22 protein-coding genes are annotated in these 25,555 nt (G+C 51.8%); 5 read left to right on the plus strand and 17 right to left on the minus strand.

Features of this window, described 5'->3' with window-relative positions; translation table 11 throughout:
* The first annotated feature begins 48 nt into the window (after positions 1 to 48).
* Positions 49 to 678, plus strand: a complete 630-nt coding sequence (locus SNR34_RS24285; protein ID WP_486180396.1) for an SMI1/KNR4 family protein — start codon at positions 49 to 51, stop codon at positions 676 to 678.
* A gap of 49 nt (positions 679 to 727) precedes the next feature.
* Here SNR34_RS24285 and SNR34_RS24290 read toward each other — a convergent pair whose 3' ends face one another.
* From SNR34_RS24290 to SNR34_RS24300, 3 genes are all read right to left on the minus strand, one after another.
* Positions 728 to 1,522: a hypothetical protein gene (locus tag SNR34_RS24290; protein ID WP_339274173.1), complete on the minus strand. Its 795-nt coding sequence runs from the start codon at positions 1,520 to 1,522 to the stop codon at positions 728 to 730.
* 84 nt (positions 1,523 to 1,606) lie between these two features.
* Positions 1,607 to 2,026 carry a hypothetical protein gene (locus tag SNR34_RS24295; protein WP_486180397.1) on the minus strand — a complete coding sequence of 140 codons (420 nt, stop codon included), beginning with the start codon at positions 2,024 to 2,026 and terminating at the stop codon, positions 1,607 to 1,609.
* Positions 2,027 to 2,474: 448 nt separating this feature from the next.
* On the minus strand, positions 2,475 to 3,755 hold the full coding sequence (locus SNR34_RS24300) for an XRE family transcriptional regulator (RefSeq protein ID WP_486180398.1): 1,281 nt from the start codon (positions 3,753 to 3,755) through the stop codon (positions 2,475 to 2,477).
* A 177-nt stretch (positions 3,756 to 3,932) separates the two neighbouring features.
* Between SNR34_RS24300 and fabV the strand changes: the two genes are divergently transcribed.
* The gene (gene fabV / locus SNR34_RS24305; protein ID WP_236415556.1) at positions 3,933 to 5,123 is read left to right on the plus strand and encodes an enoyl-ACP reductase FabV; all 1,191 of its coding nucleotides are present in this window, start codon (positions 3,933 to 3,935) and stop codon (positions 5,121 to 5,123) included.
* 139 nt (positions 5,124 to 5,262) lie between these two features.
* Here the strand turns inward: fabV and SNR34_RS24310 are convergent, their stop codons facing one another.
* The 3 genes from SNR34_RS24310 to SNR34_RS24320 all read right to left on the minus strand — a co-directional run bounded on the left by SNR34_RS24310 (position 5,263) and on the right by SNR34_RS24320 (position 7,636).
* The gene (locus tag SNR34_RS24310; RefSeq protein WP_486180399.1) at positions 5,263 to 6,519 is read right to left on the minus strand and encodes a DNA glycosylase AlkZ-like family protein; all 1,257 of its coding nucleotides are present in this window, start codon (positions 6,517 to 6,519) and stop codon (positions 5,263 to 5,265) included.
* 133 nt (positions 6,520 to 6,652) lie between these two features.
* A complete protein-coding gene (locus SNR34_RS24315) occupies positions 6,653 to 6,907 on the minus strand; it encodes a hypothetical protein (protein ID WP_236415554.1) in 255 nt (84 codons plus the stop codon).
* A gap of 126 nt (positions 6,908 to 7,033) precedes the next feature.
* Positions 7,034 to 7,636: a restriction endonuclease gene (locus SNR34_RS24320; protein ID WP_236415553.1), complete on the minus strand. Its 603-nt coding sequence runs from the start codon at positions 7,634 to 7,636 to the stop codon at positions 7,034 to 7,036.
* A gap of 259 nt (positions 7,637 to 7,895) precedes the next feature.
* Here SNR34_RS24320 and SNR34_RS24325 point away from each other — a divergent pair, with 259 nt between their 5' ends.
* Positions 7,896 to 9,155 carry a hypothetical protein gene (locus SNR34_RS24325; RefSeq protein ID WP_486180400.1) on the plus strand — a complete coding sequence of 420 codons (1,260 nt, stop codon included), beginning with the start codon at positions 7,896 to 7,898 and terminating at the stop codon, positions 9,153 to 9,155.
* A 339-nt stretch (positions 9,156 to 9,494) separates the two neighbouring features.
* Positions 9,495 to 10,358, plus strand: coding sequence for a putative RNA methyltransferase (locus SNR34_RS24330; protein ID WP_486180401.1), 864 nt, complete (start codon positions 9,495 to 9,497; stop codon positions 10,356 to 10,358).
* 89 nt (positions 10,359 to 10,447) lie between these two features.
* Here SNR34_RS24330 and msrA read toward each other — a convergent pair whose 3' ends face one another.
* The 5 genes from msrA to SNR34_RS24355 all read right to left on the minus strand — a co-directional run bounded on the left by msrA (position 10,448) and on the right by SNR34_RS24355 (position 15,816).
* Complete coding sequence (msrA, locus tag SNR34_RS24335) at positions 10,448 to 10,963, minus strand: peptide-methionine (S)-S-oxide reductase MsrA (RefSeq protein WP_236415548.1); 516 nt, start codon at positions 10,961 to 10,963, stop codon at positions 10,448 to 10,450.
* Positions 10,964 to 11,213: 250 nt separating this feature from the next.
* Positions 11,214 to 11,471, minus strand: a complete 258-nt coding sequence (locus SNR34_RS24340) for a GlsB/YeaQ/YmgE family stress response membrane protein (protein WP_236415546.1) — start codon at positions 11,469 to 11,471, stop codon at positions 11,214 to 11,216.
* Between the two features lie 176 nt (positions 11,472 to 11,647).
* Positions 11,648 to 12,961, minus strand: a complete 1,314-nt coding sequence (locus SNR34_RS24345) for an AAA family ATPase (protein WP_486180402.1) — start codon at positions 12,959 to 12,961, stop codon at positions 11,648 to 11,650.
* Positions 12,962 to 14,410 carry an RtcB family protein gene (locus tag SNR34_RS24350; protein WP_445259812.1) on the minus strand — a complete coding sequence of 483 codons (1,449 nt, stop codon included), beginning with the start codon at positions 14,408 to 14,410 and terminating at the stop codon, positions 12,962 to 12,964.
* A gap of 587 nt (positions 14,411 to 14,997) precedes the next feature.
* A complete protein-coding gene (locus SNR34_RS24355) occupies positions 14,998 to 15,816 on the minus strand; it encodes a TerC family protein (protein WP_236415542.1) in 819 nt (272 codons plus the stop codon).
* Between the two features lie 465 nt (positions 15,817 to 16,281).
* On the opposite strand from SNR34_RS24355, the gene SNR34_RS24360 reads away from it, so the two are divergent.
* Positions 16,282 to 17,382, plus strand: a complete 1,101-nt coding sequence (locus SNR34_RS24360) for a glycosyltransferase family 4 protein (protein WP_486180403.1) — start codon at positions 16,282 to 16,284, stop codon at positions 17,380 to 17,382.
* Positions 17,383 to 17,420: 38 nt separating this feature from the next.
* Here the strand turns inward: SNR34_RS24360 and SNR34_RS24365 are convergent, their stop codons facing one another.
* The 6 genes from SNR34_RS24365 to SNR34_RS24390 form a co-directional block, all read right to left on the minus strand.
* On the minus strand, positions 17,421 to 17,804 hold the full coding sequence (locus SNR34_RS24365; protein ID WP_339274187.1) for an HIRAN domain-containing protein: 384 nt from the start codon (positions 17,802 to 17,804) through the stop codon (positions 17,421 to 17,423).
* Positions 17,805 to 17,854: 50 nt separating this feature from the next.
* A complete protein-coding gene (locus tag SNR34_RS24370; protein ID WP_236415536.1) occupies positions 17,855 to 18,820 on the minus strand; it encodes a helix-turn-helix transcriptional regulator in 966 nt (321 codons plus the stop codon).
* A 272-nt stretch (positions 18,821 to 19,092) separates the two neighbouring features.
* Positions 19,093 to 19,611: a hypothetical protein gene (locus SNR34_RS24375; protein WP_486180404.1), complete on the minus strand. Its 519-nt coding sequence runs from the start codon at positions 19,609 to 19,611 to the stop codon at positions 19,093 to 19,095.
* A gap of 277 nt (positions 19,612 to 19,888) precedes the next feature.
* Entirely contained in the window at positions 19,889 to 20,524 is a 636-nt protein-coding gene (locus tag SNR34_RS24380) for a 50S ribosomal protein L25 (protein WP_343261217.1), read from the minus strand.
* 261 nt (positions 20,525 to 20,785) lie between these two features.
* Positions 20,786 to 23,686: a type I pullulanase gene (pulA, locus tag SNR34_RS24385; protein ID WP_486180405.1), complete on the minus strand. Its 2,901-nt coding sequence runs from the start codon at positions 23,684 to 23,686 to the stop codon at positions 20,786 to 20,788.
* Positions 23,687 to 24,016: 330 nt separating this feature from the next.
* Positions 24,017 to 25,528, minus strand: a complete 1,512-nt coding sequence (locus SNR34_RS24390; protein WP_486180406.1) for an extracellular solute-binding protein — start codon at positions 25,526 to 25,528, stop codon at positions 24,017 to 24,019.
* Positions 25,529 to 25,555: the final 27 nt, after the last annotated feature.

The following is a 25,555-nucleotide window of genomic DNA, read 5'->3' on the forward strand; positions in this document are numbered from 1 at the left end:
TCGTTGGCACGGAAGAATGATGTACGCACCAAAGGAGAGTGATCAGACTTGCACGTTAAGACGTATGAAGATTGGATAGGCCAATGGCTGGACGCCCATTTCGATACGCCACATCGGGAAATGGTCATGTCCTATCCCGCCAAAACGGATGCTGAAGACTACGGCGTGCCGCAAGCGATGCAAGATGGCAAGGTCGACGAAGAAGGTTGGGTGCGCTGGAAAATGGTCGCCTCCACGGTCACGGCAGAGCAAGTAAGGGAAATGGAGCGTACTTGCCGCCTCGCCGCTCCCGTTCCTCCGCTGTATCTGGCTTATCTCACTACACGTTTCGTATTGAACGTAAACCTTCGATACGATGACTTCATCGTTACTTTGCCGGACCTGCCCTCCGATCATGCTTTACGCGACGTACGGACGATGTGGATGAACTGGGAGCAGCTCATTCAGCATGGATATATTCCGATTGCCACGTATGAAGATGGTGCAGGTCCCGTTTGCTGCGATACGCAGAACCCCCTTCCGGATGGGGATTATGATATTGTCTGGTTTGATCACGAAGAATTCGTAACCGAAGATGCCGGAAGCCGCGCACGCTTGGAAGCAATGGCAAAGCCGCTGTTTCCGTCATTCCGGGACATGCTTCTCTCCGCCAAAGGAAGTCCCGCATCGCTGAAATGATGAATTACAAACAGCCGTTCCTTGGAGAGCGGCTGTTTCATTTTTCCCGTCAAGAAGAGAACAGGCGGCTTAATTGGTCTTCCTGTGCGTTTAGTGCAAACACTACCTTGGAAGGGTCCTGCGGCGAGTACATGACCTGAATGATGTGTCCCTGCTGCACCTGCGGCAGCGCGGAGGACAAGATTTCCTTTTGCGTCGTGACGGTAAACGTTTCTCCACTGCTCTTCGTTATGCTTAGCGTGATCTGGAGTTTGATCTTGCCGGATGTAATGCTACCCAGCGGAGTTACGTCCATAATTTTGGCCATTGCCTTCTCCCCGGTGCGCGCAATCTCCATCATTTCCGGCGATACGCCCTGCTGCACCATCTTCTCGTTTAACAGTTCCTGCAAATCGTCCTGCGACAGCCGTCCCTTCAGGTCCAACCCCACCTTCCGCTCATCCTTCTCGGAGACGATCAATGGCACGAAGCTTCCCGGCTGGAATTGGGCCAATGACGTGAGCGGAACGATCGTGCGCAGCTCGGCATCATACTTCTCCCGTCCTTTGCGGGAGACGGTAAGCCGGAGCCTGACCTCCGGCTGTTCATTCACGTAGGTGCCTGTCTGCTGAATGGCGTTAATGATCCCGACCGCAGGGAGCCCCGATTTGATGCGGCGCGTCCCTAAAAACATGCTCAGCAACGACGGAATGAAAATCAGGCCAAACCCCGCATAAATCGCTGGCTTATACCACCAAGCGTCCATAATCAGGAACGGATCATCCCATAGATGTTGAGCCAGAAAAGGGGAGAAACCTACGCCGAATACAAGCAAAATACCGATTAGTCTAAAAAACGATACCACGTTATCACCTCTTAAAATCAATTCAATTCGTTGTTATATGAATTTATTGATGAATCCACTGCCTTATGTTCATTCCCTCGGCCATCAGCCCGATATCCATCCCATATAGATCAGTTCTGCCGGGTTTGCGGGATTTTTTCCTAAACCTACCCGGTCGCCAGCTCTGGGAATCTGCATTTTGGACACCAGCGTCTCCAGCGTTCGCCGATACCTGCTGCCATCCGTCTCGGTCACGTCAAGAACCAGCACAACGATGGGATCGAAGTTGATCAGCTTGCCCGTATCGGTAACGCTCGCCACCGTCGCCGTTGCTGCGATGGGCAGCGAACCGCTTGCCGCCAATTGTGCCTGTCTGGCCGAATCGAGGCTCTGATTGATCGCGTTGCGATGCTGCTTCGGCACCATCCCTTTCATCAGCATGCCCGTCAATCCTTTGTTCATCAATGTATCGGCCTTTGCGATCGCATCTTCCTGTTTGTTTTTTCGTCCGAACCATCCCATCATGATCAACCCCTCGTTTGGTTTGTTCTATATAAACCACACTAATCAGTCACACAAGGCACTGCGAGTGCAGTACCATCTTCCGATCGCTGTTATCCCCAGATTTTTTGATTCCCTTATTTCAAGGGGAAAATCCGTTGATCAGTCTATGCTTCCGATGCAGCTTTCTTTCAGAAAGCTTCTAGGCGACCGCTTTGCTTCTCCAGATTGGTTCTGCCTCTACGTAAGGTATGAATGTTTTTTGCGGTTTATATAGGTTATAGTTTCATTATAAACACGTCAGCCCCTGATTGGATACGGGTTCGGAAGCATACAAAAAAACCGGAAAGATCGGCCGTTTAAATCTCCGATTTTCCGGTTTTGCATACCCTCAAGGGTCGTTTCTGCAAAAAAACGATAGCTTTACCACAATCTAATGACTGTTTTAGGGAAATGTTTTGCGGTATGGAGCTTATTTTTTTCGCAGCAAATATACGAGCTTGCGATAATACGTCGCCGCCTCCTTGTACCGCCGCAGCTCCTCGTTTACGACGGCCAACCCCTCATACAGCCGCTCGAGCCGCAGCGCATGCTGCACCGACTCAAAATACGGCAGGCAGGCCAGCGCTTTCGCAAGAAACGGCTCCCGTTCGCCGTGAGCAAGCGCCAGCTGGCTCTGATAAAACGTGGCAGCCATCTGTTGATCCTGCGTGATTGCGCATTTTTGCAGCCGGTCCACGCTATGGGCCAGCATGCCCCAGTTTTTGCGGGCCAGGGCTACCTCGCAGCGATATATCCAGAGCAGCGGCGCCATCGCCTGCCGGGTCTCCTCCGGTTCCCGTCCGAGCAGTGCTTCGAATCGGTCGATCTCGTCCTGGGCCTGATCCAGCTCGCCCGTCATCGTCAGCATGACGATCCGGTTGTTGGCGATCGCCGTCACGAGATCGCCCTGATTCGCCGCGTAGACGAGATTGGCTTCCGCCATCGACAGCGCCGAGAGCGCTTCTTGCGCGAGCCCCATTGCGAAACAATACCCGCTATATGCTACGTACAGTCCAGACAAGCGGTGAAACAGCCGCCGATCGTACACCTGCCGCATGGTCAGCTCAAACGTCTGTTTAGCCTCCTCATACTGCTTGACCTGAATATAAGCTTCCATTTTGATGTTCTGCACCGACAGCCAGAACTCGCTGCCAGGTGCCACAAGGTCGCCAAGGCGCGTAGCATGCGTCAATACGTCGGTAAAAGCATGCTTGGAGCGATAATACTGCACTTTGTAATATAAAAGCGCTTTGGACAGCGGGGCGGGAAGGTCCACGTCGTCGGGCCGTCCGTATTTCTCAAGGTAAAAGTTCAAATAGGATGTATGGATGTATTCATGGGCATCCGCATCGTTCAGTTGCTGATAATAGACCGCCTTCATCAGTGCGGTGGTCAGCTCCACGACTAGTGCATCGTCCCTGTCGTCCAGCGCATGCACCGTTTCCTCTGCAAGCATCGATGCCGGAACCGACAACTGTTCAAAGACGGCTTCGGCCCGGGCCAGCGTGCCTTCATCCTGTGCCCCGGCTTGCAGTACATAGGACGGCGGAACGCCAAGCCGCACTGCAATGGCTTCCGCCAAATCTTCGGGCAGCGGGTAGCGCTGCGCAAGAATATTCGCGAAATGGGCCTGCGTCACCAGCCCTTCCACCAGATCTTTGCGCGAAATGCCTTTTCGTTTGCTTAGAAATTCAATCCGTTCTTTTAGCATGACAGCATTCCTTTCCAACCAACTCGGGGGGCGTCCCTCTAGTTGTTATCATCCCAAATTCGCAAACCGAATGCCAGCATTCGGGCAAAATCATTCCAAACGGTTTCCGTTTCGGGCCTAATTGTTTTACAATGGAAAGGTATGTACACATGAGCTGAACATGAAAGGATGCTAATCATGATCATTAAACCAAGAACGCGTGGTTTTATTTGCACAACTTCCCATCCGGTCGGCAGCGCCGCCCAAGTACGGGAGCAGATCGAATACGTGAAGTCCCAGCCGAAGCTGAACGGGCCGCGCAACGTGCTTGTCATCGGTGCCTCCACCGGCTACGGACTGGCTTCGCGCATCGTCGCCGCATTTGGCGCGGGAGCGAACACGATCGGCATCTATCGCCCGAGCACGTCCACCGACAAACGCACCGCTTCCGCAGGCTGGTATAATTCCGCTGCATTCGAGCGCGCGGCCGAAGAAGCCGGACTGAAATCGTACAGCCTTACAGGCGATGCATTCGCCAACGAAACAAGAGAACGCGCCGTTGAATTGATCCGCAGCGAGCTGGGCCAAGTCGACCTCGTCGTATACAGCGTCGCTTCGGCACGCCGTACCGATCCGAATACCGGCGAAGTATTCAACTCCGTGCTGAAACCGATTGGTCCGTCCTATACCAACAAAACCGTCAACTTCCATACAGGGGAAGTCAGTGAGGTAACACTGGAATCCGCGACGGAAGAAGACATTCGCCAAACGGTAAAAGTCATGGGCGGCGAAGACTGGCAGCTGTGGATCGATGCCTTGCAGGAAGGCGGCGTGCTTGCCGACAACGCAACCACCATCGCGTTCTCTTATATCGGTCCGGAACTGACGCATGCTATTTACCGCGAAGGAACGATTGGCCAAGCGAAGGATCATCTCGAAGCGACGGCACGCCAATTGAACGAACGTCTTGGCGCAACCGGAGGCCGGGCGTACGTGACTGTGGCCAAAGCGCTTGTGACCCAATCCAGTTCCGCCATTCCGGTGGTGCCGCTTTACATTTCAGCGCTCTATAAAGTGATGAAAGAAAAAGGACTGCATGAAGGCTGTATCGAGCAGCTGCAGCGTCTGTTCGCAGACCGTTTGTATGCAGGCGGCGAAGTGCCAACCGATGCGGAAGGACGTATTCGCATCGACGATTGGGAGATGCGCGAGGACGTTCAGCAAGAGGTTGCCGACATCTGGAACCGCATCACGACCGACAACATCTATGAGCTGTCCGATCTGGAAGGGTACCGTAAAGAGTTTTTCCAACTGTTCGGCTTCGAAACCGAAGGCGTCGATTACGATGCAGACGTTGATCCAAACGTCGAAGTGCTGCATCAGCGCTAAGCCGACATCCTTAAATGACAAAGAGACAGTCCAGCACCAATGTATGGCGTGTGGACTGTCTTTTTGTCATTTTGCTCGGGCATAATCCTTATATACTCGGCCGCACTATGCGATTCATTTTAGCAGCCCATCTCACGTTTCAAAGCGTTTTGAGCTTGCGAAACAACCTGCTCAATCCCTTCGGGTCCGTCTTGCGGACCGTGATGGAACGTGCACCGTGCATGCCGGCGAACAGCGCCAGCCCTTCCTTGAAATCATCCAGCCACTCGTCTGCCGCGGGCGCGCCTGCTTCAATATGGAGCAGCTGAATCGCAAGCTCGCCCGTTTTCCGGTCCAATCGAGGGTCCATGCGCCCAATCAGCCGATCGCCATGAAGAATGGGCATGGCATAATATCCGTACGTCCGTTTCGACTCGGGCGTATAAATTTCCCATTTGTAATGAAAATCAAACAGATCGACGATGCGCTCTCTTCTCCACAACAAATTGTCCAGCGGCGGCAAAAAACGGACCGGACCGACCGGTTCATAGTGCGCTTCCTCCCGCTGCATCTCGCGCAGCAACGGTTCGTCCTCGGCTCGAATATAATACGGCGCGGCGACTTCCTCCATCTGCAGCGGGATCAATCTCCCGTCCCGCACCCTGGCAGCAAGTTCGGACCGACGCTCGGCCGCCGTTCGCGGAAACCAGCCGAGCCGAGGGTCTCGTCCATCGATGACGCGATAAGCATGCGCATACTTGTCCATCAGCGCCTGCTTTTGCTTTTCCGCATCCCATGTTTCGCCGAACTGCAATCCTTGCTGTTCCAGATGCGCCTCCGTAATCGCAAAATAACGTTCGGTTCCTTGTCTGGCTACAACGCGAATCGCGGCGGAATCCCGCAGCAGGTTAATCGCCAATGACGTATCTTTCGTTTTGAGCATATCAGGGCTGTCCCAATATCCGCTTACCCGCCGGGTCGCCTGAAAGGCCTTCGAAGGCAGCGGTCCTTCATCTCTCAATCGCTGCAGCACGTGGTCTGCCGCTTGGCGAACGTTTTCCAGCGAAGGAGCCAGCCGCTCCCGGTATCTGGCCCGAATCGGCTCATAGGTCGAATAGTCTTCCATCGGAATAACACAGGCGGCATTGGCAAAATATTCGAATACTTGATGTTCCTTCAACAGCCCATGCAAAATGCCAGGCGTATAACCTGCGTCACGCGCCCCCAGCACCAAATGCTGATTTCCGGCGACGGCTGCGACAGGGTCGATTTGCACGCAGCCGAGGGAACGGATCAGGTTCATAATTTCATCCGGTTGGGACTGTCGGGATGGGGTTGGCCATGGTCCCAACAAAGACTGGGTGTGGAGCAGAAGACGCCGAACCGCAGCTTTGCTTGTATGCAGCACAGTTGTCATGGGTAAAATTCGTCCTTTCCGTACTGAATATAATTCCGGCTTAGATCACTGCCGCTGTCTATCGACATTATCATACCATTCCGATCATTTGTATCCAATTCAAGGGAGATTTTCCGAAAAGCAGCGACGGGGATCAGGCAACGGATTCGGACATCTGAATATTTCTATGTAAAGGTAAGCCTCTTGGTATATAAAAAGAAGCGCCACCATCCTGGATGATCCGCTTCTTATGTTTGACTTTATTCCGTTTTTCCTGTTTGCTCGGCATCACTCTGACATGTTGGGACAAGGCTCCGTAATCCCCATTGACTCTCCGGCTTTGTTCCGGACACCAGGTTCCCGTCCGCTGTGCTTTGCGCAGTGCTTTTTGCGTTTGCGTACGCGCCATCGGTACAACACTCCCTTTGAATTGGTATGCACCAAATATACCATGTGCTGCCTTGCAAGTGAAGGTGTCATCGCCCTGCTGCTTCGAGGAAAACCCTGGACCGCAAATGAATGCCCACGGCAAGCATCACCGTTGACGAACCGTCCTTTTCCTGCGGGATTGCCACGTTTCGATCGGGACGTCGTCGTCGTCTTCAATAAGTTCCATGGCCTCATCGATCCGCCTTGATTTGAACAAAACAATCAATTCATCCAAATCCTCCCGATCCAGCAGCTTCACCCCGTTGACCGCAGCCAATGTGCGGCAAGCCTCGGTATAACGCGCTGACGTCAGCACGATCGACCGATCCGCCTCGTAATAGCGCATGGACGCATAGATTTCCTGCACGGCGCTAAGACCCACCGGATGGTTGGCACCGTACCGCTTGGCCTGGACCACGCTGCGACGGCCTTGCCTGTCCACAAATACCAGATCTGCGCCGAAATCCCGGCTGCTCGTCGTTTTATGCACTTCTCCGTAGCCCATCTGTTGGAACAGATGAAACAGGTACAGCTCGAATTCGGAACCATCCTCCATTTTATCGATATCGCGCATCGTGATCTTCCGCGGGTTGGCTTCCCGCCGTATGCGCCGTCCCCGTTGCATTCGCCGACGTATGACCCATGCCAGCAGAAGCAAAAAAACGATGCAGCCTACCAGCAGCATACTTGCCTGATCGTTCCCATTCATCAGATTTTCTCCTTGTCCGTTTCAGCCCGGCTGCAGTCCAACCACGCCTTCTCATCCGATTAATATATCAAACTTTCGTCCTGGCAGAAAGAAAATGAATGCCTTGTAACCACGAAAAACGACGATAATTCTCCAAACAACGACAATTTATTCCCGTTTCTCTACAAAAGGTTACAATCATCCCGTTGAACTCATGCAACTCGAAATGGTAGAATTCAACAGTTACATGTATTTCGATAACTGAAAGGTGGTCTATCTCTTGCATCATTCCCACAAAAGAAACACCAAAGCTTTGACGGCCTTGCTGCTCGGCAGCGCCCTGTTCTTCGGCATTACCGGAGCCGGTTCCGCTGAAGCGTTAACGAAGCCTTCGTGGACGTCCCCTTCCGTGGTGTTGTCCGAAGCCAACACGGAAGAACAGGTTTCGATCAAGGAGCTTCATGCCGTTCCCTCCAAAAATCTCGTTTATGTGCATACGTCTCAGCCCGTGACCAAAACGAGCAGCAATACAACCCTGGATTGGCAGCTGGACTCTCTTCAAGCCTATGATGCCACGAGCGGGCAGCTGAAATGGAGCACCATTTTTCATGAAAAAAGCGGGCCTTACACGATCTCGTCCAAATCCCTGTACAGCAGCACCGGCACGGCATACGTCTACATGGCATACTCCGATGGAACCAAGAAAGTGTATTCGTATAATACATCCGGCAAAACCAATTGGGTGAAGAACGTTCAGGCTCCTTCCGAGATCTACCTGCTTGACAACGACACGCTCCTGGTCAGCTCAAGCCAAGGCGTTCAAACGAACGGGACCGTTCGCTCCACCCTCTCCCTGTATGATCGAAAAGGGACGTTGACCGGCAGCAAAACGATCAACGGTGCAGTGCTGCAAGCAGGCAACCATCGCGTCGTCGTAGATGCCAGCAAACAAACCAAAGTCGGCGGTTATTGGCAGCGTGCAGCGAATCCGAAGGTCGAAATTTATGATCAAACACTGAATCGCCTGTCCTTCTACCAGTTCCCGAGCAATGCCAACACGATTGGAGACGGCGGAGGCGAATCCCTTGCCGTACTCGAGGACGGCTCTGTCATTATGCGTGCCAATTTCGCCAATACGGGCAACAAGCTGATGGGCTTCGGTACCGACGGCAAATTGGCATGGGGACGCAGCATTGCAGGCAACGCCTACATCCAAACGTCTGGCAAGGGGTATACCCTGCTAACCGGACAGAAGCTGGAGCTTTACACAATGAAAGGTAAAGTTACGGAACGTATTTTCAAAGATGAGCAGCCTGTTCTAATGCAGATGGTTCGCACACAGGATGGCATGTACCGACTTGATTTTGCCAAAACGGGATATATCCTCGATCCGGAAACGCTGAAAACCGTGCACACCTATACAAGCTCTACATCGCCGTTGTTCGAAAATGCAGCAACGTACATCGATAACGTGTTTTATGCGATCCGTCAGGATGCGCTGAACAAATACGTGATCCCGTCCGCTTCGTCGGGCAAATAAACTTTTGAGCGCTGTTTCCCTTCTTAATAAAAGGGGACGGTGCTCTTTCCATTTTAAACTTCCGTCTTTGGCAGTTCTTCGGAACATTTGTTATAATGGACAAGGTCGAATCGCTTGACTTATGCGTTAGACTGAGGCGTTGTATTGACGCCATCTTCATTGAAACTCACTTCCGCACAAGTAAGGAGCGCAGCGATCCCATGATTATTCAATTCATTCGATATCGATAACTAGGGGCATAACCTTGAACCTCGCTTTTTTTCTGAATGATTGCGAAGGTTTATTTGTTATGCCCTTTTCTTCAGTTATCAAATCTGAATGAATGGGGTGCTCGTCCATATGTCCATCCAACGAAGAGAACGCAGCGCAGCCTTGCTGCGTCCACATATCCACATGCTCCATTGTCCTTTATGCCATCATGAACTGGCTGCGGTTAATGCCGACTCCGTGCTATGCACCGCAAACCATACCTTTGACTACGCCAGACAAGGGTATATCAATGTCCTGACCCGCCCGTTCAACGGCCGGTATGACAAAAGACTCTTCGCCGCAAAAAGGGAAGTATGGTCCCGCACGGGTCTCTATGCTCCTTTGGTTGCCGTGCTTCGGGAGCAGCTTACGGAACACGCTCTCCGGCAGCGCGAGCCCATCCATGTTCTGGATGCCGGCGCAGGCGAAGGATCGCTTCTTCAACAGGTGACTCAACATCTGCCCGCCGTAGGCTGGGGTATGGATATCGCGAAAGAAGGCATCGCCATGGCCTCTTCGTCCTACGACGGCCAAATCTGGATGGTGGGGGACCTGGCCTGCAGTCCGTTTGCGGACCAACGGCTGGATGCTGTAATCAACATTCTGTCCCCTTCCAATTACGAGGAATTCATGCGAATCCTTCAACCGGGCGGCAGGCTCATCAAAGTTGTGCCGCGAAAGCTTTATCTAACGGAATTAAGGGAACGGCTGCATTCGGGCCGCATAGAGCGAAGCAATCCAGAACATCTGTCGCTTGAGCGCTTCAAAAAGCATTTTAAGCTCACAAGCCGAATTCCACTTACGTATACGCTTCAAGTAGACGAAGCCGTACGCGCTGCGCTCGTGCACATGACTCCGCTATCATGGCATAGCTCGGATGACCTGCTGCAGCAAGCAAGCCACGCCCTCTCGCAGGTCACCATTGATGTAGAGATCTGGACAGGAGCAAAATAAACAAAAGCCGGGAGCGCTCCAGCAGGAGCCTCCCGGCTTTGTTGCTTTGCAATCAAGAAGTCAGCCTCGGTCAGCCTCGGTCAGCCTCCTTACTTCCAGTTGCGTTCTATGAATTCATCCCGTCCGGACATGGCCCGATCTTCCTTGTAATGTTTCTCGTTTTTTTTGTGATAATCCTGATGGTAGTCCTCCGCCGGATAAAATACGGACGCGTCGCGAATCTCGGTCACGATCGGTTGGCTGAAGCGTCCGCTTGCCGCAAGCTCCCGCTTCGAGCGTTCTGCCGATTCGCGCTGTCGCTCGTTATGCACAAAAATGGCTGTGCGATACTGGGAACCCCGATCCTGGAATTGTCCGCCATCATCGGTCGGATCAATTTGCGGCCAGTACAATTCCAATAACCGCTCATACGGGAACACCTCCGGATCAAACGTAATTTCCACAACCTCCAAATGTCCGGTTTCTCCTGTTTTGACCTGCTCATATGTCGGATGATCGACGTGACCGCCGGTATAGCCTGATATGATGCCATGAATGCCCGGCTGTTCTTCAAACGGCGTCACCATGCACCAGAAGCACCCGCCGGCAAATGTCGCCTTTTCCATGCTGTTCATCTCCCCTATTTCCATAACACACTTGATTTTCGTAAATATAAGTTTCGCCATCCCGGGCAAAAAATACAGGATTGGCCTCAATCTAACGATAACAGACTTCTCCCCGGTCTGCCAGCGTCACACAACAAAAGAAGGTTAAACGCGGCCGCTTGAAGCGGCCTCGCTTAACCTTCTTCATTCCGAGTCAATCGTCATGCAAGTGCATGCTCTTCAAGCCCGGACTCAACATTCTAACGACAGATTATCCCCGACTGCGGCCCATGGAGCGGAAAATCAGGCTCACGATCGCCACCAGCACAATGGCCCCGATCAATGCCGGAACAATGTAAAATCCGCCCATCTCAGGACCCATGTCCCCGAGAATGACTCCACCGAGCCAGCCGCCGATAAACCCGGCTACAATGTTTCCGATGACGCCGCCAGGAATGTCACGGCCTACGATCAAACCTGCCAACCATCCAATGATACCACCTACGATTAATGACCATAACCAACCCATGTCATTCACCTCAATTACAAGTTATTGTTGTGTCTGTCTACTATTAACCGTTGAGCCGAATTTTAAACACCCCCACCCCAAAAGATGGTCAGCGTTCTGCCGGATTCATGTAAACAGCATTAGTATAACCTGGATAGGCAAATTTGTTGCATCATGGCCCGTTCCCGCTTTGAAACTTAGAAAAAGCCTACCCGACCCTGGCCCGGCTGCTCCATCCAGTTGTGCTTATGGCTCTTGTCCAGTTCGCCGCGCATACCCTGAATGAGCTTTCCGATGTCCACCTGTCCATGCTGATGCCATTCCAGCGCGGCGCTGACGTACAGTTCCCCGAGTTGGGCCAGCGAAAATGTTTCGGTACGTCTCGCCGCTTCCAGCGTGCCCTCCTCGTCCGCAAAGGCGTCGAATCCGCGCTGCCGCAAATATTGCAGCCGCAGCGCTTCGTCGGGCATTGGAATTTCGTAAGCCCTGTCGAACCGACCAGCACGGTTCATGAGGCCCGGATCTATTTTTTCAGGATAATTCGTCGTTCCGATCAGAAAGATGCCTTCCTTCGACGTGGCCCCGTCCAACGTGTTCAGGAAGAACGAGCGCACCTCGGCAGGCATCGAATCGATGTCTTCGATGATCAGTACCATCGGCGCGAGCCGCTTGGCGGCATCGAATACTTCGCGCACGGACTCGCTGGTCGTGTATTCCGTAATCTGCCAGTACGCTGCCGGGCCTGGAATGCTGGCCGCAATCGATTTGACCAGGGTTGTTTTCCCATTCCCGGGATGGCCATAGAGCAAGATGCCCCGTTTGTACGGAATGTCATATTTGCGGTAAAAGGTGCGGTCCGCCTCGAAGAACTGGTCCAGCGAGCGGAAAATTTCCTGTTTGATCTCCTCGGACAATACAACCTCCTCCCGCGTTACGGAACGCGTAATGGACTCGGTCTGCCGATGGATGCCGCTTCGGGCATCGGTGTACACGGTCACCTTCTTCATGTTTTGCTGGCGCTCGCGCTCACGTACGCTGCCTAGAAATTGCTTCAGATGTTCTTCGCCCGCCGCAAACACAAAGTCCTCATTGTAAATGCCGTTGCTGCGGAAAAAAGGGATTCGCACAAGCGCAACGCCCCATTTCGGATAAGCGAACACATTATTGCGAATGGAATACTGCACCCCATAAGACGGCTCGTCCCCATCATCATCGTCGTAATGGAGCGTCCGCAATTCCAAATCCTCGAAAATCCGGGCGACCAGCTCCACATCCGGGCTTTCGGAACGCAAATCTTCGTCAAGCAAGCTCCAATACTCGCTGTTCGGGTCATCGCTGGCATATAACTCGTAACGAATTCCGTATCGCTTGTACAATGCGGCAATGATGCCGCGGATCAGGCGAGCGTAAGTAGCATAACCTTCAATGCGGCCATCATGCTTTTCGTCAAAGGCATAGATGGATGAGATGGTGGTATTGTCTTCACTTGGCTTCAAGTTCTGTATCGTCATTTATTTGGCTCCCTTCACGGCCGCAAGCGGTTTGCACTTTGCCACGACCTGTGCCAGCCCTGCGCCGGTCACACTTTCAATAATTTCGTCCACATTTTTGTATGCTTGCGGGGATTCGTCGATGATGGATTCCAGCGAACGCTGGTTCACCACAATTTCATGCTCGGTCCCCACGCCCAGCGCCGACTCGAAATCCTGGACGGTCACGAGCCGCTTCGTTGCCGAACGCGACCGCACGCGGCCTGCCCCATGGCAAATGGAATAATAGTTGTCCGCACCCTGCGGCTGGCCCACCATAATATACGAGGCCGTCCCCATCGAACCCGGAATCAGTGCGGGGTGGCCTGTGGCCAGATAAGGTTTTGGATTATCGGGATGGCCTGCCGGCAATGCCCGCGTCGCTCCTTTGCGATGCACGAATACACTGCCCGCATCCTCATGTTTTTCTTCCCACGCATAGTTATGCATCAGATCGTACAACGTGCGAAACTCGCATTTTGGGCCAAACACTTCGCGAAACGCCTCCCGGATGGAGAACGCAATCAGATGGCGGTTCACCACCGCATAATTGAGCGCGGAATACATCATGTTCACGTAATGCTTGCCCTCTGCATGTTCGAGCGGCGCAAAGACCAGCTTGGGGTCAGACGTCCCGAGCCCGTTCCGGTGCATGACTTTGGCGATGGCCGATGAACTCGTCTGGCTCACATATCCGCCCCAAGCGCGGGATCCCGAATGGATCATTACTACAATTTGGCCGTCTTTCAACCCCCATGCTTCAGCAATGTCGCGGTTTTCTTCAGCAATCTCAATCGCCTGAATTTCGGCAAAATGATTTCCTCCGCCGAGCGTGCCAAGCTGACGATGCGACCGATGCCAGGTCATATCGGGCACAAGGTTCAATACCTCCTCGTCGAAAGCAAACTTGCTGCTTTCCACATGGGTCAGGGAGGTCGATTTTTTGGGCGTATAGCTGTCCGGAATGTATTTTTTCGGCAAACCGTGAAGCCCTTTGCGTACGATGTGTTCCAAACGAAGATCGGAGTAATGCCCGCGCTGGTTCGCTTCCATCGGCAATACCTTCTCAATGGCCTTGACCAACTTCCGGCGCAGTTTCACGTCTTTCAAGTCGTCCTTGTGCAAATTGGTCATATGCACCCGCATGCCGCAGCCAATGTCACTTCCCACGATGCTGGGAGAGACGTATCCGTCCTGCGCATCCCATACTGCTGTGGTGCCAATACACGTTCCTACGCCAACATGCACGTCAGGCGTGTAGCTCATGTACGAAATGCCGGGAATTTGCAAATTGTTGTTGGCCATCTCGAACACCTTATAGTCCAGCGATGAAAAAAGCTGTTGTGCCGCATATACCGTCAGATTGCCTGCAGGCAGGTTTACCTCATGCCGGTAAGCTTTCATCGTATGGTCCGAAGATAACATATTCATATTCGTTTTATTCGTATTATTCATAAACGTTGTACAAACCCTTTCCGTTGTTTCAACATGCAGCTTCATTGGATATCCGCAGTCATGTTAAAACCTTTTGATCATGATTTTCATGTAAATCGTTCATATCGCCCGTTAACGTCCATTGGATTAAAAACACAAAAAAACCATGGACAAATTGCCCATGGCTTCTTGAAGTACAACGATGAATGACAAGGACGGCATTTCGCATGCCGCAGTCAATGATTCATCATGATATAGGTTATGTGAGGCACACCGAAACGGCCGGGAAATAACGCTCCCTGATTCCAAACGATATGCCGCCATTCCTATGTCGCCCGTAAGAGGCCAAAGAGACAATGAGCAGGATATGAAATTGTAAACGTGCTGCGTTGTGCCTGGGTGAAATCATAACCCACCATCATGTCCTTCAGCCTCCCTTCATGAATTGTTATAAACCATATTAAGCTGGTGCCTTTCAGATTGTCAACCCTTTTCTTGGAAAAAGAAAAAACAGGAGTTCTTCCGAACTCCTGCCTCATGCCGATTGGAAATCGTGCATGTCATGCTGCGGCTAACATTTTGCGTCACAAGCCCGCTTGTTTTTCGACCTCGCCGACCGGGTTCTCGTCTTCCTTCTCCGGAACTTTGGAAGACATGAACCAACCGAACAAAGCGATGGCGATCAACACGACGTAAAACCCGAATTTCCAGATTTTATTTTCCGGAAAATGTTCATCCAACACGCCGAGAGACGGATGAGCCAACGTAATTACGGCCAGCTTGACCCCTACCCAGCCAACGATGACAAACGCGGCCACTTCCAGTCCAGGACGGGAATGAAGCAATTTGACAAAGAACGAAGCAGCAAAACGCATAATGACAAGACCGATAAACCCGCCAAGGAAGATCACGATGAACTGGCCTCCGTCCAAACCTCCGATATTGGGCAGCCCACTTGGTGGCAAGGCTACGGCCAGCGCGACAGCCGCCAGGATGGAATCAACGGCAAAAGCGATATCCGCGACCTCGACCTTAAACACGGTCATCCAGAAACCGGATTGTTTTTTGGGCTTTTTAGGAGCTTCTTCTGCCGCTTCATCGGTTTTATTGCGGCCGCTCATTATTTTTTTCACGATATGGTTAATAGAAATGTACAGCAGATACAATGCACCGATGGCCTGAACCTGCCACACGTCAACGAGGAACGAAATCAGGAACAATGATCCCAGACGGAAAATGAAGGCGCCGAGCAAACCGTAAAACAACGCTTTTTTGCGCTTTTCCTCAGGCAAATGCTTAACCATGATTGCCAGGACCAAGGCATTATCCGCTGCCAGAAGTCCTTCCAATACAACGAGTACAATTAATACCCAACCATACTCCAACAATAATGACAAATCCAAAATGACTCCTCCTTAGGTTCTATAGGATGTACAAAAAAAAGGACCTTTACCATCGCTGGCAAAGATCCTTTTTTTGACATATAAAAAGACCTTTACCCAGCATAACAACTTGGTAAAGGTCTCGCTAACAACAAACGCTGCCAATAAAGCCGGGGATGAAATCCCGAATTGACGACTTTATTGTAAAAGCTACTCCCCTTTAACGAAGGATATGTAGTTTTCAAAGTTGAATCATTTCAATGTTTCATATAACCTGCTTTAATCATATTCATTACGACATTTGAAGTCAAGCTTTATTTGGGCAGGCCCCACGTTTTTTTTGAGAGAACGTTGAACGCGTGGAATCGGCCTCTTATTTTATTACGTACTGCGGCGCCCTTGGTTGCATGGGGTCAAAACGTCTGAAGCCGGCATATCATAGGGAGAACCTTATATTGGGAATGCGGGACAAGGAGGGACCTGCGAATGAAAATAGCGATGGTTGCACCCGAAAAGCTGCCTCTGCCCGGAAACGGATCTGTTGAAATCTGCATTCTGGCCATTGCCCGCGAACTCGCTGAACGGCACGAAGTCACCATTATTAGCCGCACGGTGCCGGGATTTCCGCAGAAAGAACAACGGCAAGGCATCACCATTCGCCGCGTTCCTGCTCCAAGCCCGGACAGTTATACCAGGGCGGTGCTCCGTGTATTGAAAAATGAAGCCATCGACCTGATCCAGGTCGATAACCGGCCACGATCCATGGCTACCATCAAACGAAGCTTGCCCGACATTCCGGTTGTGCTTTACCTGCATTCCCTCACCTTTGCACAACCGGGGGCGTCCAGACTGGCGATGCTTCGCCAGGCGGACTTGATTGCCGTCAACAGCAGATCGCTTAAGGAGAGGCTTGGTCGCAGATTTCCTTCTTTGAAACAGCACATGCGCATCGTTCCGCTCGGAACCGATTTGAATCGATTTGCTCCTGCAAGCCGTGCCGAGAAAGAACAGCTGCGCAAACAACTAGGGGTCACCCAACCGTTTTGCGTTCTTTACGCAGGAAGACTCATCCCTCGCAAAGGTGTGAATGTTCTCATTCGAGCCGTCGCCATCCTTCAGCAGAAACACCCTGTACAGCTGTTGATTGCGGGTAAAGGGCCGCCAAGTTACGTACGCAAGCTGCGGCGTTTAGCTGACAGAAAACAGGTCCAGGCAACTTTTTGCGGACAGATCGCCCATGAAAGGATGGAACGATTATATCGTGCTGCCGATTGTATCGTCTGCCCATCGCAAAAACATGAAGCATTTGGCCTCGTCAACGTTGAAGCCATGGCATCCGGTTTGCCCGTCATTGCATCGGACAACGGAGGTATTCGCGAGATCATCCAGACTGGAAACGAAGGATATCTGGTGTATGCCTACGACAAACCGGAATCGTTTGCCCTGCGTCTGAATCAGCTCGCATCCAACCCTGAACTCGCCCAAAGCATGGGCCAAAAAGGAAGGATTTGCGCAGTTAGCCGATACAGTTGGTCACGTACGGCCATGCACCTGGAAGCAGCGTATACCCGGCTCATTCGCGGATAGCCGCGAATGAGCTCCTTTGAATTTTTTTCAGCATGACGTTATTGCCCTCCTGTTCTGCCTTCGTGCTTTGTGCCTTGTATCTTCCGGCCCTTGATAAACGAATCCATATGGGGAATGGGCACATGCATCATTTCAATCATCTCCAGAATGATCAGGTCCTTCATGCAGAATCGCACTCTGGCACAGGTCTGTTGGTGGAATACGTCATATACCCCGCTGCCTGTCCAGCATCCATGGGGCACTTCAAGCGAGTTGTTTACGATATAACCGACAGTGCCGATCGGCGGCATGACGACTTTAATGGCTTGACGGTCCGTGCGGTTATCCGGATCCTTGACCAAAAAGAGAGTATCTCCGACATTCAACGCTTCCGTGCCATGATACTTTTCCATTCCTTGCATGGCCACAAATAATTTGATCATCATATTGCTCCTTCTGTTGTTTATTTCTCCTGTCCGGACAGGGGATTGAACTAATGATCACCCTCATAGCTTTTCAACCATTCCATCAGTTGATTCCGGATCTCTCTGCGATATTCCCGGGGCTCGAGGACCTCTGCTTCAGGTCCGTATTGGTACAACCATTGCAGAAACTCTCGACTGCTGTTTAACGTTACCTCGAACAACAAGCTGCCATCGGGCAGATCTGTCATTCGCGGACGGACAAACATCTCTTCTTCTTTTATGTAGGGAGCTATTTTTTCGGTAAATCTCACCTTGAAATGAATATGTTCGTCGCCACGGTCGACAGACCACGTATTTTTCATATATTGAATGATATTGAAATCACTCTTGTCAAAATGCTTGTTGGTCTGCAAAACATCGAGAAAACGGCTGATTCTGAACAATCTTACCCTTTGCTGCATATGACAGTAACCGATGAGATAGAAACGCTGGTCGCGCGGAATCAAATAATAGGGATCAATATCCCTAACTGTAATTTCATTGTTCGTAAGCGTATGATACTGGGTTCGAATCGTTTGCTGATCAAGGATCGCTTCAATAATGGGGATGAGCAGATTGGGATCTTTGCCTTCTTCCCGATATGCGGGAGTACCCATGCGAATAATGCCTGCAATGTTTTCCACGATTTCACTATTTTTTGATTTTGATTTGGTGTGAGCCGAAATAACCTTGTCAAATGCCGAGTCAAATCCAGCCGGCAGCTGCGAAGTATCCACCACAGACGGAAGCATGGAAAATACCATCGCCTCCTGTTCGGTAAAGTTCAAGGGATATAAGGCAAACTCGCCTATAAAACGATAACCCTTTCCATAACCCTCATTGATAATGGGGGCCACCCTGTCCAAAATCCGCAGATCTCGATAGATCGTACGAACGGTGGTGTCGCATTTCAAAGCCAATTCCTTGGCTGAAATTCCGGGATTCGCTTGTATAGCTTGAAGTATGCGCAGCAGACGAATTAATTTCTCTGTCATGCAGTTTCTCCCCTTCGATATTTTATCGGCAAGGAAAACTAGTTCCTTTAGTACTGAAATAAATCTTTAGACCCAACATCGATTTCGCAAATTCACCCTCCAGGCATAGTCCGATTGCACTTATCCCGCTATCCCAATATACCTTCCCTTACTTGCTTGCGTAAATTTTTTGCGGAGATCTCGCGTTCCTACGCCTATTAGCCTATACGCAAAAGGGTTGAATCGACAAAAAAAGCCCCGTCTCTTGAATCAAGAAACAGGGCTTTTCGGATTTATGAATGACTAAGCTGCAGCAGCGGGGGGAGCACGTTGATCATATGGTCACACAGCTCTGTGATATCTTCCATCTGCTCTTCATTCACGGTGCGGACAAAATGAACATCTGCTGTAATGCGGTAACCATCGGATCCCCCGTATGTATAATGAACCTCTAGCTCGACGCGCTGTCCGGGCCAACCCTCGTCCAGGATGGAACGAATCGCCGGACAAGACGCTCCCGGATCCTGAACCAGCAGCTCATATCGTAATTGTAAACGGCATCCAGGCCGGCTGTCCGGCGTTTCCAATATTTCGGCCGCAAGATCGGAGATCGAACTCTTAAGGATCACTTCTGCCGTCACCTGCGGTCGCCCTCTCAGGCAGCATTGAAGAACAAGTTCCCTGGACATTGCAGCCATCTCGAAGATATCCTTTCTGCCTGTAACCTGGATGATTTCGTCCAAGTTGTCAAGATCATAAAGCGCGTTCTCGAACCCCACTTTCAAATTGTCGTAAATGGTTGGATCAAACATGCCATCAAACCTCTTTCTTCATTTACTCCGTGCCCTTAGCAGAAGCTCTTGTTAGATAAAGAAGGTAACCAATGAATGTCTCCATTCCAGGGCGACATATTTTATTTTACGCAAACGATCCCAATTCGTCTCCAAATTTTCCAACTCGCCGTAATATAAAAAAACATATGTCAAACCATTGTCACATTGACGAAGCCTTTTGTCATGATCAAGGCGGCAAAAAGGCCCGGTCAGAAGACCGGGCCACAGGTTTCAAGCACCTCGAAACCATCACACATTATGCTTCTTCTATATCTTTTCCGGAAGCTGCCGATTCTGCATCAGCCTCTTCAGAGGTTGTTTCTTCATCAATCGAAGCTTGCGGCGGCATGACTGAAGCAATGATGGAATCTGCAGGCGTCACCAGTTTAAGCCCTTTGGCAAGGGTAATGTCGGAAGCAGTCAGACGATCCCCGATTTCCAAGCCGCTAACATCCACTTCAATGGAGGACGGGAGATCGGCAGGCAAACCTTCAACCTCGAGCTGTACCTCCTGGGACTGAAATACGCCGCCCGCTTTGGAACCGGCAGCCGTCCCTTGGAAATCGAGCGGAATGCTGACCGAAACCGGTTTATTCTTCGATATTTGCAAAAAGTCCACATGCAGCAGGCGGCCGTTGCGCTCCTGCTGGTCCTTGATCAAAACAGGCACTTTTTTTCCGCCTTCCAGTTCAAGGTTGAACATTTCGGAACGACCGGTTCGGGCCACTTTGAGCATTTCTTTTTCATCGACATGGATGGCGGTTCCCTCGATTCCCGGTCCATACACTACCGCTGGAATCCGGCCGCCTTGTCTCAACAGGCGCAGCGCGGCGCCTTTTTTTTCGGTTCTGGGTGTAGCCGTCAGTTGAGCCATTTCTCCGTTGGATTTCATGATTGAACATCCTCCTTCATGGTCCATGCGCCAAGGTTTTCGTTTGACACACAGGTCTCTCTTTTGCACGACAATATGATCTTCGGCCATCATTCGGGCCATATCTATACTTACCCCAAAGCCACCGCATCTCAAACGTTAATCCGCTCATTTTTTCACATTAATCCATTTTTGCCAATCGGCTCCGATGTTCACGGCAAAGGCAGCCGGAGATCCTCCGGCTGCCTTTGCTCAAATACATACATGACTCTTTATGAAGCATTATGCACTGCTGAGATCGTTCATTCTCCCTGCATCGCGTATCACCTGCATATGGTCGGAACCACTCTGGACGACGATCAGCACATTCTCGTCCTCGGGCGTAATATCAACGTATCGGTCGCCGCACGTATCCTTGGCCTCCCATTCATTCAGGCGAATGATCAGCCCGAGATGCTGCAGACCGGAGGCCACCCGGAAACGCGCCTCCGCCGCATCGCCGTTCCTTTCCAGGCGCACGGCGCCATCCTGCATGCCCGTGCCCCAAACCCATACATCCCATCCGTCATACTGCCGATCCTGACGCTCGTACCGAAGCGTGACCAACCGCGACGTCTGCCTATGAACCGCAATGTCGATCGATCCCCGGACTCCTTCCGTCTCCGCTGTAATCCGGACATGACCAGGTGCCAAGCCGCGAACGATCCCGGCGGAACTGACCGCGGCCGTTTCCGGATGCGAAGAGTGCCAGCGAACGCGCATTCCCGATAGAGGCTGACCGAACTGATCCAGCACCAATGCCCTCAGCCGGCTAATTCGCGTCGTATACAACACGTTTTCTCCAACAATTTCGAGCCGTTCGGCATATCGCTCTTCGACCAGCAATAGACTGTAAGCAGCGATATCTCCGTATCGGGCCGTAATGACCGCATCTCCGGCTTGGATTGCCTTGATCGTTCCATCCTCTTCGATCCGGAGCACCTCGGGGGCAGAAGACGTCCACGTCGTCTTCGCATTCGGCACTACATTGCCCAAACTGTCAAGCACGACGGCGCGTATCCTTGCCTTCTCGCCAGGGCTATACGCCTGCCGCGGAGCATTGACTTCGATCACGGCGGGTTCGGTAACGCCTGCCTGCTCCATGTCATATAACACCATCAGCGACAAACGCTCAACCAGCACCGTCCCTTGCACGCTGTCAATCGCCTCCGTGCCGGCCCGCCGGTCATTGACGACCACATGCCAAGTCCCTTCAGGCAGGGTTAACGGCTGAGGCTGGGCAGAAGCATTGTAGATGACAACGATTCGGTTCCAGCTATCCTTGTTGGCTCCGTCCTTAAGCATAAAAACAACCATTTGCCCTTCGGCCCGGAGGAATTGCAGGTGCTTCCTGATCTGATCCGCATGAATCATGCGAAAGGCAGGGTGCGTCCGGCGCAGCTGAATCAGCCCGCGATAATAGTCGAATACGGCCCTGAACCTGGATTTATTTTTCCAAACGATCGAATTCACCACATCATCGCTGCGATAGCTGTTCTGGTCGCCAAACTTCGAGCGCAGCATCTCATCTCCGGCATGCAGAAACGGAATCCCCTGCGAGGTCAGCACAATGCCTGAAGACAACAACGAACGCCGAACCATATCACATTCCAGCACATCTTCTTCATCCACCAAACGATACGGGTCTGCTGCCCTTACTGCGGATTCCGCACTCCCGCCGCCAACCGGCTGTCCCCCTTGCCATTCGGGAAAACCAAGCTGGGGCCTCAAGTTCATCGTCGTGGCGATTTTATCCCATAGATTGAGATTGTCATGGGCCGTAACATAATTGATCGTTTCCGCTGGCGTGATCGTAAAGTCGTCGATGGCTCCCGCAACACCTGCGACGATGTCTTTCTCCTTGCCGCCGGCTCCGGTAGCGAATCCTTTGCCTGCACCGTCACTGTCCCCTTTAATGGCTCCACGAAAATGATCGTTGAACACGGCGAAGCCTTGACCGCGTTGGGCGCCTTTGAGCGTTTTTCGATTCAGCGGCGAATCCCCGCCCGTCCATGGCTCGCCATAAATCAGTATCGCCGGATCAATTCTCTCTTTCAATTCTCGCGTCAGTTCGTTCATCGTGTCCGTATCGATCAGCCCCATTAGGTCGAAACGAAATCCGTCTACATGATATTCTTCTGCCCAATGAAGCAGGGAATCCAAAATGTATTTCCGCACCATCGGCCGCTCCGTGGCCAGCTCATTGCCAACCCCTGATCCGTTACTAAGCGTCCCGTTCTCCCAATAACGGTAATAATACCCCGGTACAATCCGGTCGAAAGGTCCTTCATTCACGCTGAACGTGTGATTGTATACCACGTCAAGCACGACGCGAATCCCTTGCCTATGCAGGGATTGGACCATGGTCTTGAATTCGCGGATCCTTGTTGAAGGGTCCCGCGGGTCGGTCGAATACGATCCTTCCGGCACATTGTAATGCTGGGGATCGTAACCCCAATTGTAAGGCAGCCTTTCATGGGGACCCGCATCCGCCAGAAGCAGTTCATCCACGGTTTGGTAATCCGCGACAGGCATCAAATGCACATGGGTAATCCCCAATTCGGCGAGGTGGTCCACCCCGATGGCATTTCCGTCCCGATCCGTCAGCCCTGATGCGGCAAAGGCCAGATATTTTCCTTTAAACGGAATATCAGCTTGGGGATCGGAAGAGAAATCGCGAACGTGAAGTTCGTAAACGACGGCATCAATCGGATGCAAAAATGCGGGTCTGGCATCATTCTCCCAATCAGCAGGATTCGTTGCGTCCATATCGATAATGGCCGTGCGCTGCCCATTGGCTGTGACCGCGTGCGCATAAGGGTCCGGCGCAATGGCAATGCGCCCATCCTCGTGAACGAGTCGGTACATATAATAATGGCTGTTCCAATCCCCCTCCAAGCGCAGACTCCATATCCCTTCGGCACTTCGAGTCATGGTATGGGAAATTCCGCCCTCATGTTCGGTTACCCGTCCATCCTCACCATAAGTCCCTTGCTCATCAAAAATCAGCAGCGTAACCTGCCGAGCTGTGGGCGCCCACAGCTTAAACGTGCTTGCAGCACGGGTATAGGTTAAACCAAGATCATTGCCCTCATAACGAAATTCGGTCCATTCCAGCATCGTTCCCACCGCCTTTGTATCCATGAATTTCGGTTTCGTCCCGATGTTACGGACCGGGACGCCATTTGTCAACCTAGGACCATGCATCACATATCGGCTGAATCTCCGCTTGCCATAGCATCATCATTGGTTGAAGAGCAATCGCTTCCAGAATCAGCATATGTAAACAAGCGCCTCAGATTGACAACGTTTGTGACTTTCCTGATAAAAAAAAGAGAACGAATCTACGAAATGCACGCTCTTCTTTGTATACCCGTTCTGAGCCACGTCCATAAGCAGGGAACCAAAAACAGGCCATGCTTCACGTCTTGATGACATGAAACACGGCCTGTTTACAGTCACTTGTTTACGGGATCATTTCCCGTTCAATTCGGCATAGGAAGCTTCCAGTTCCTGAATCAACTGGTCGCCTCCCGATTTTCTCCAGTTCGCAACCTCCTGCTCCCAGCCGGCGTCGTCGATTTTGCCCATAATGTATTTGGTCTGGGCGTCCCAGATCATCTGATCCAGCTCTTGCCCGCGCTCGGTGTAGATATCCGATGACAATGTTAACGCAGGATTCGCAATGGCATATTGCTCGTTTTCGCGCGCCATTTTGGTTCCCTTCATGCCGATGGGCAGATCAACCAGCTCGGCGACGTTATAACCTTCGATGTTAAGCAGGTTATCGCGGTACGGCTTCACCTCGCGTTGATACCCATCAAAGTCCTTGAATTCGGTTTTGCCGTTCGCCGTTTTCGTATAATGCACTCCCTCAAGCCCGCGCAATTGCAACGTGCTTAACTCTTCGTCCAGAAGCTGGTCAAGGAATGTGAGCACCCGCTTCAACTGCTCCTCGTCCGGCACGGAAGCTTTTGGAATCACGAGCATGCCATAGTTGCCTGGCTCGCCGGCAATGCGTATGCCGTCCTTGCCCTGGAACGGAACCACGTCAATTTCTCCGTCCGCTACATTGGGGGTCAGACGCTGCTGGAAGGACTTCCCGTTCTGGGCCACGCCGTTCAGCTTCATGCCGACGAGGCCGGAGTCGATCTTTTTGTCCGCATCCGAAGGATCAAGGGCCGGAAAATCGCTGTTGATCAGCCCTTCGCTGAATAAGCGTTTGAACAGCTTCATCGTGTCCACATACTCCGGCGTCAGAAATTCGGGAGTGAGTTTGCCTGCCTCATCCACGCCCCACTTGTTTACGCCGCCAATACTTACGGCAATGCGCGTGAGCGGGGAGGACACGCCTTCATTATACTTTTTGTACAACAACGTGCCGTAAGTATCTTCCTTGCCGTTGCCGTCCGGATCGTTTTTGCGCATCGCCAGCATGATGTCGTACCAGTCGTCCAGCGTCTTCGGAACGTCCAGCTTCAGCTTGTCGAACCAATCCTTCCGGTATACGATCGCCGTACGGCCAATGTCCCGGAAATTGGGAATGCCGTAGATTTTGCCGTCAATCTTGATATTGTCGAAGTACGCCTTCGATTGGGCAGACAGGTTTTTGTAATCCTTCAGGTAAGGGCCCAGTTCCCAGAACAATCCAGATCGGGCTGCATTAAACGTGGTTGGCACATAATTCACCCGCATGATGGTGGGCATTTCGCCGGATGCCACCATGACGTTGACTTTGTCGTCAAAAGCCGACTGCGGTATCCACTGTACATTCAGATCGGTACCCGTATATTCCTCGATCTTTTTCTCGATCCCGTTTTCCTTGGCAGGCACGTCGCCCACCTGCATCAACGAAATGTTGATGGGAAACGGGCCTTCCCCCTCGGCAGGCGCCTTTTCGCCTCCGCATCCTGCCAACAATCCGGCGGACAAGGTCAAGACCATCATCCCCGCGCCTAATCGGGACATCCGTACTCGTGGGCTCATGAACCATCTCTCCTTTGGGTTACCATA

It is taken from the genome of Paenibacillus sp. XP01, from assembly GCF_057364885.1.

Coding starts and splice junctions, on each gene's coding strand:
- SNR34_RS24365 (WP_339274187.1), bottom strand. CDS start 17,804: ATGATCAAATTATTTGTGGCCATGCAAGGAATGGAAAAGTATCATGGC.
- SNR34_RS24370 (WP_236415536.1), bottom strand. CDS start 18,820: ATGACAGAGAAATTAATTCGTCTGCTGCGCATACTTCAAGCTATACAA.
- SNR34_RS24345 (WP_486180402.1), bottom strand. CDS start 12,961: ATGACGATACAGAACTTGAAGCCAAGTGAAGACAATACCACCATCTCA.
- SNR34_RS24330 (WP_486180401.1), top strand. CDS start 9,495: ATGTCCATCCAACGAAGAGAACGCAGCGCAGCCTTGCTGCGTCCACAT.
- fabV (WP_236415556.1), top strand. CDS start 3,933: ATGATCATTAAACCAAGAACGCGTGGTTTTATTTGCACAACTTCCCAT.
- SNR34_RS24390 (WP_486180406.1), bottom strand. CDS start 25,528: ATGAGCCCACGAGTACGGATGTCCCGATTAGGCGCGGGGATGATGGTC.
- SNR34_RS24295 (WP_486180397.1), bottom strand. CDS start 2,026: ATGATGGGATGGTTCGGACGAAAAAACAAACAGGAAGATGCGATCGCA.
- SNR34_RS24350 (WP_445259812.1), bottom strand. CDS start 14,410: ATGAATATGTTATCTTCGGACCATACGATGAAAGCTTACCGGCATGAG.
- SNR34_RS24315 (WP_236415554.1), bottom strand. CDS start 6,907: ATGGCGCGTACGCAAACGCAAAAAGCACTGCGCAAAGCACAGCGGACG.
- msrA (WP_236415548.1), bottom strand. CDS start 10,963: ATGGAAAAGGCGACATTTGCCGGCGGGTGCTTCTGGTGCATGGTGACG.
- SNR34_RS24310 (WP_486180399.1), bottom strand. CDS start 6,519: ATGACAACTGTGCTGCATACAAGCAAAGCTGCGGTTCGGCGTCTTCTG.
- SNR34_RS24380 (WP_343261217.1), bottom strand. CDS start 20,524: ATGAAATCCAACGGAGAAATGGCTCAACTGACGGCTACACCCAGAACC.
- SNR34_RS24340 (WP_236415546.1), bottom strand. CDS start 11,471: ATGGGTTGGTTATGGTCATTAATCGTAGGTGGTATCATTGGATGGTTG.
- pulA (WP_486180405.1), bottom strand. CDS start 23,686: ATGGATACAAAGGCGGTGGGAACGATGCTGGAATGGACCGAATTTCGT.
- SNR34_RS24320 (WP_236415553.1), bottom strand. CDS start 7,636: ATGAATGGGAACGATCAGGCAAGTATGCTGCTGGTAGGCTGCATCGTT.
- SNR34_RS24375 (WP_486180404.1), bottom strand. CDS start 19,611: ATGTTTGATCCAACCATTTACGACAATTTGAAAGTGGGGTTCGAGAAC.
- SNR34_RS24360 (WP_486180403.1), top strand. CDS start 16,282: ATGAAAATAGCGATGGTTGCACCCGAAAAGCTGCCTCTGCCCGGAAAC.
- SNR34_RS24300 (WP_486180398.1), bottom strand. CDS start 3,755: ATGCTAAAAGAACGGATTGAATTTCTAAGCAAACGAAAAGGCATTTCG.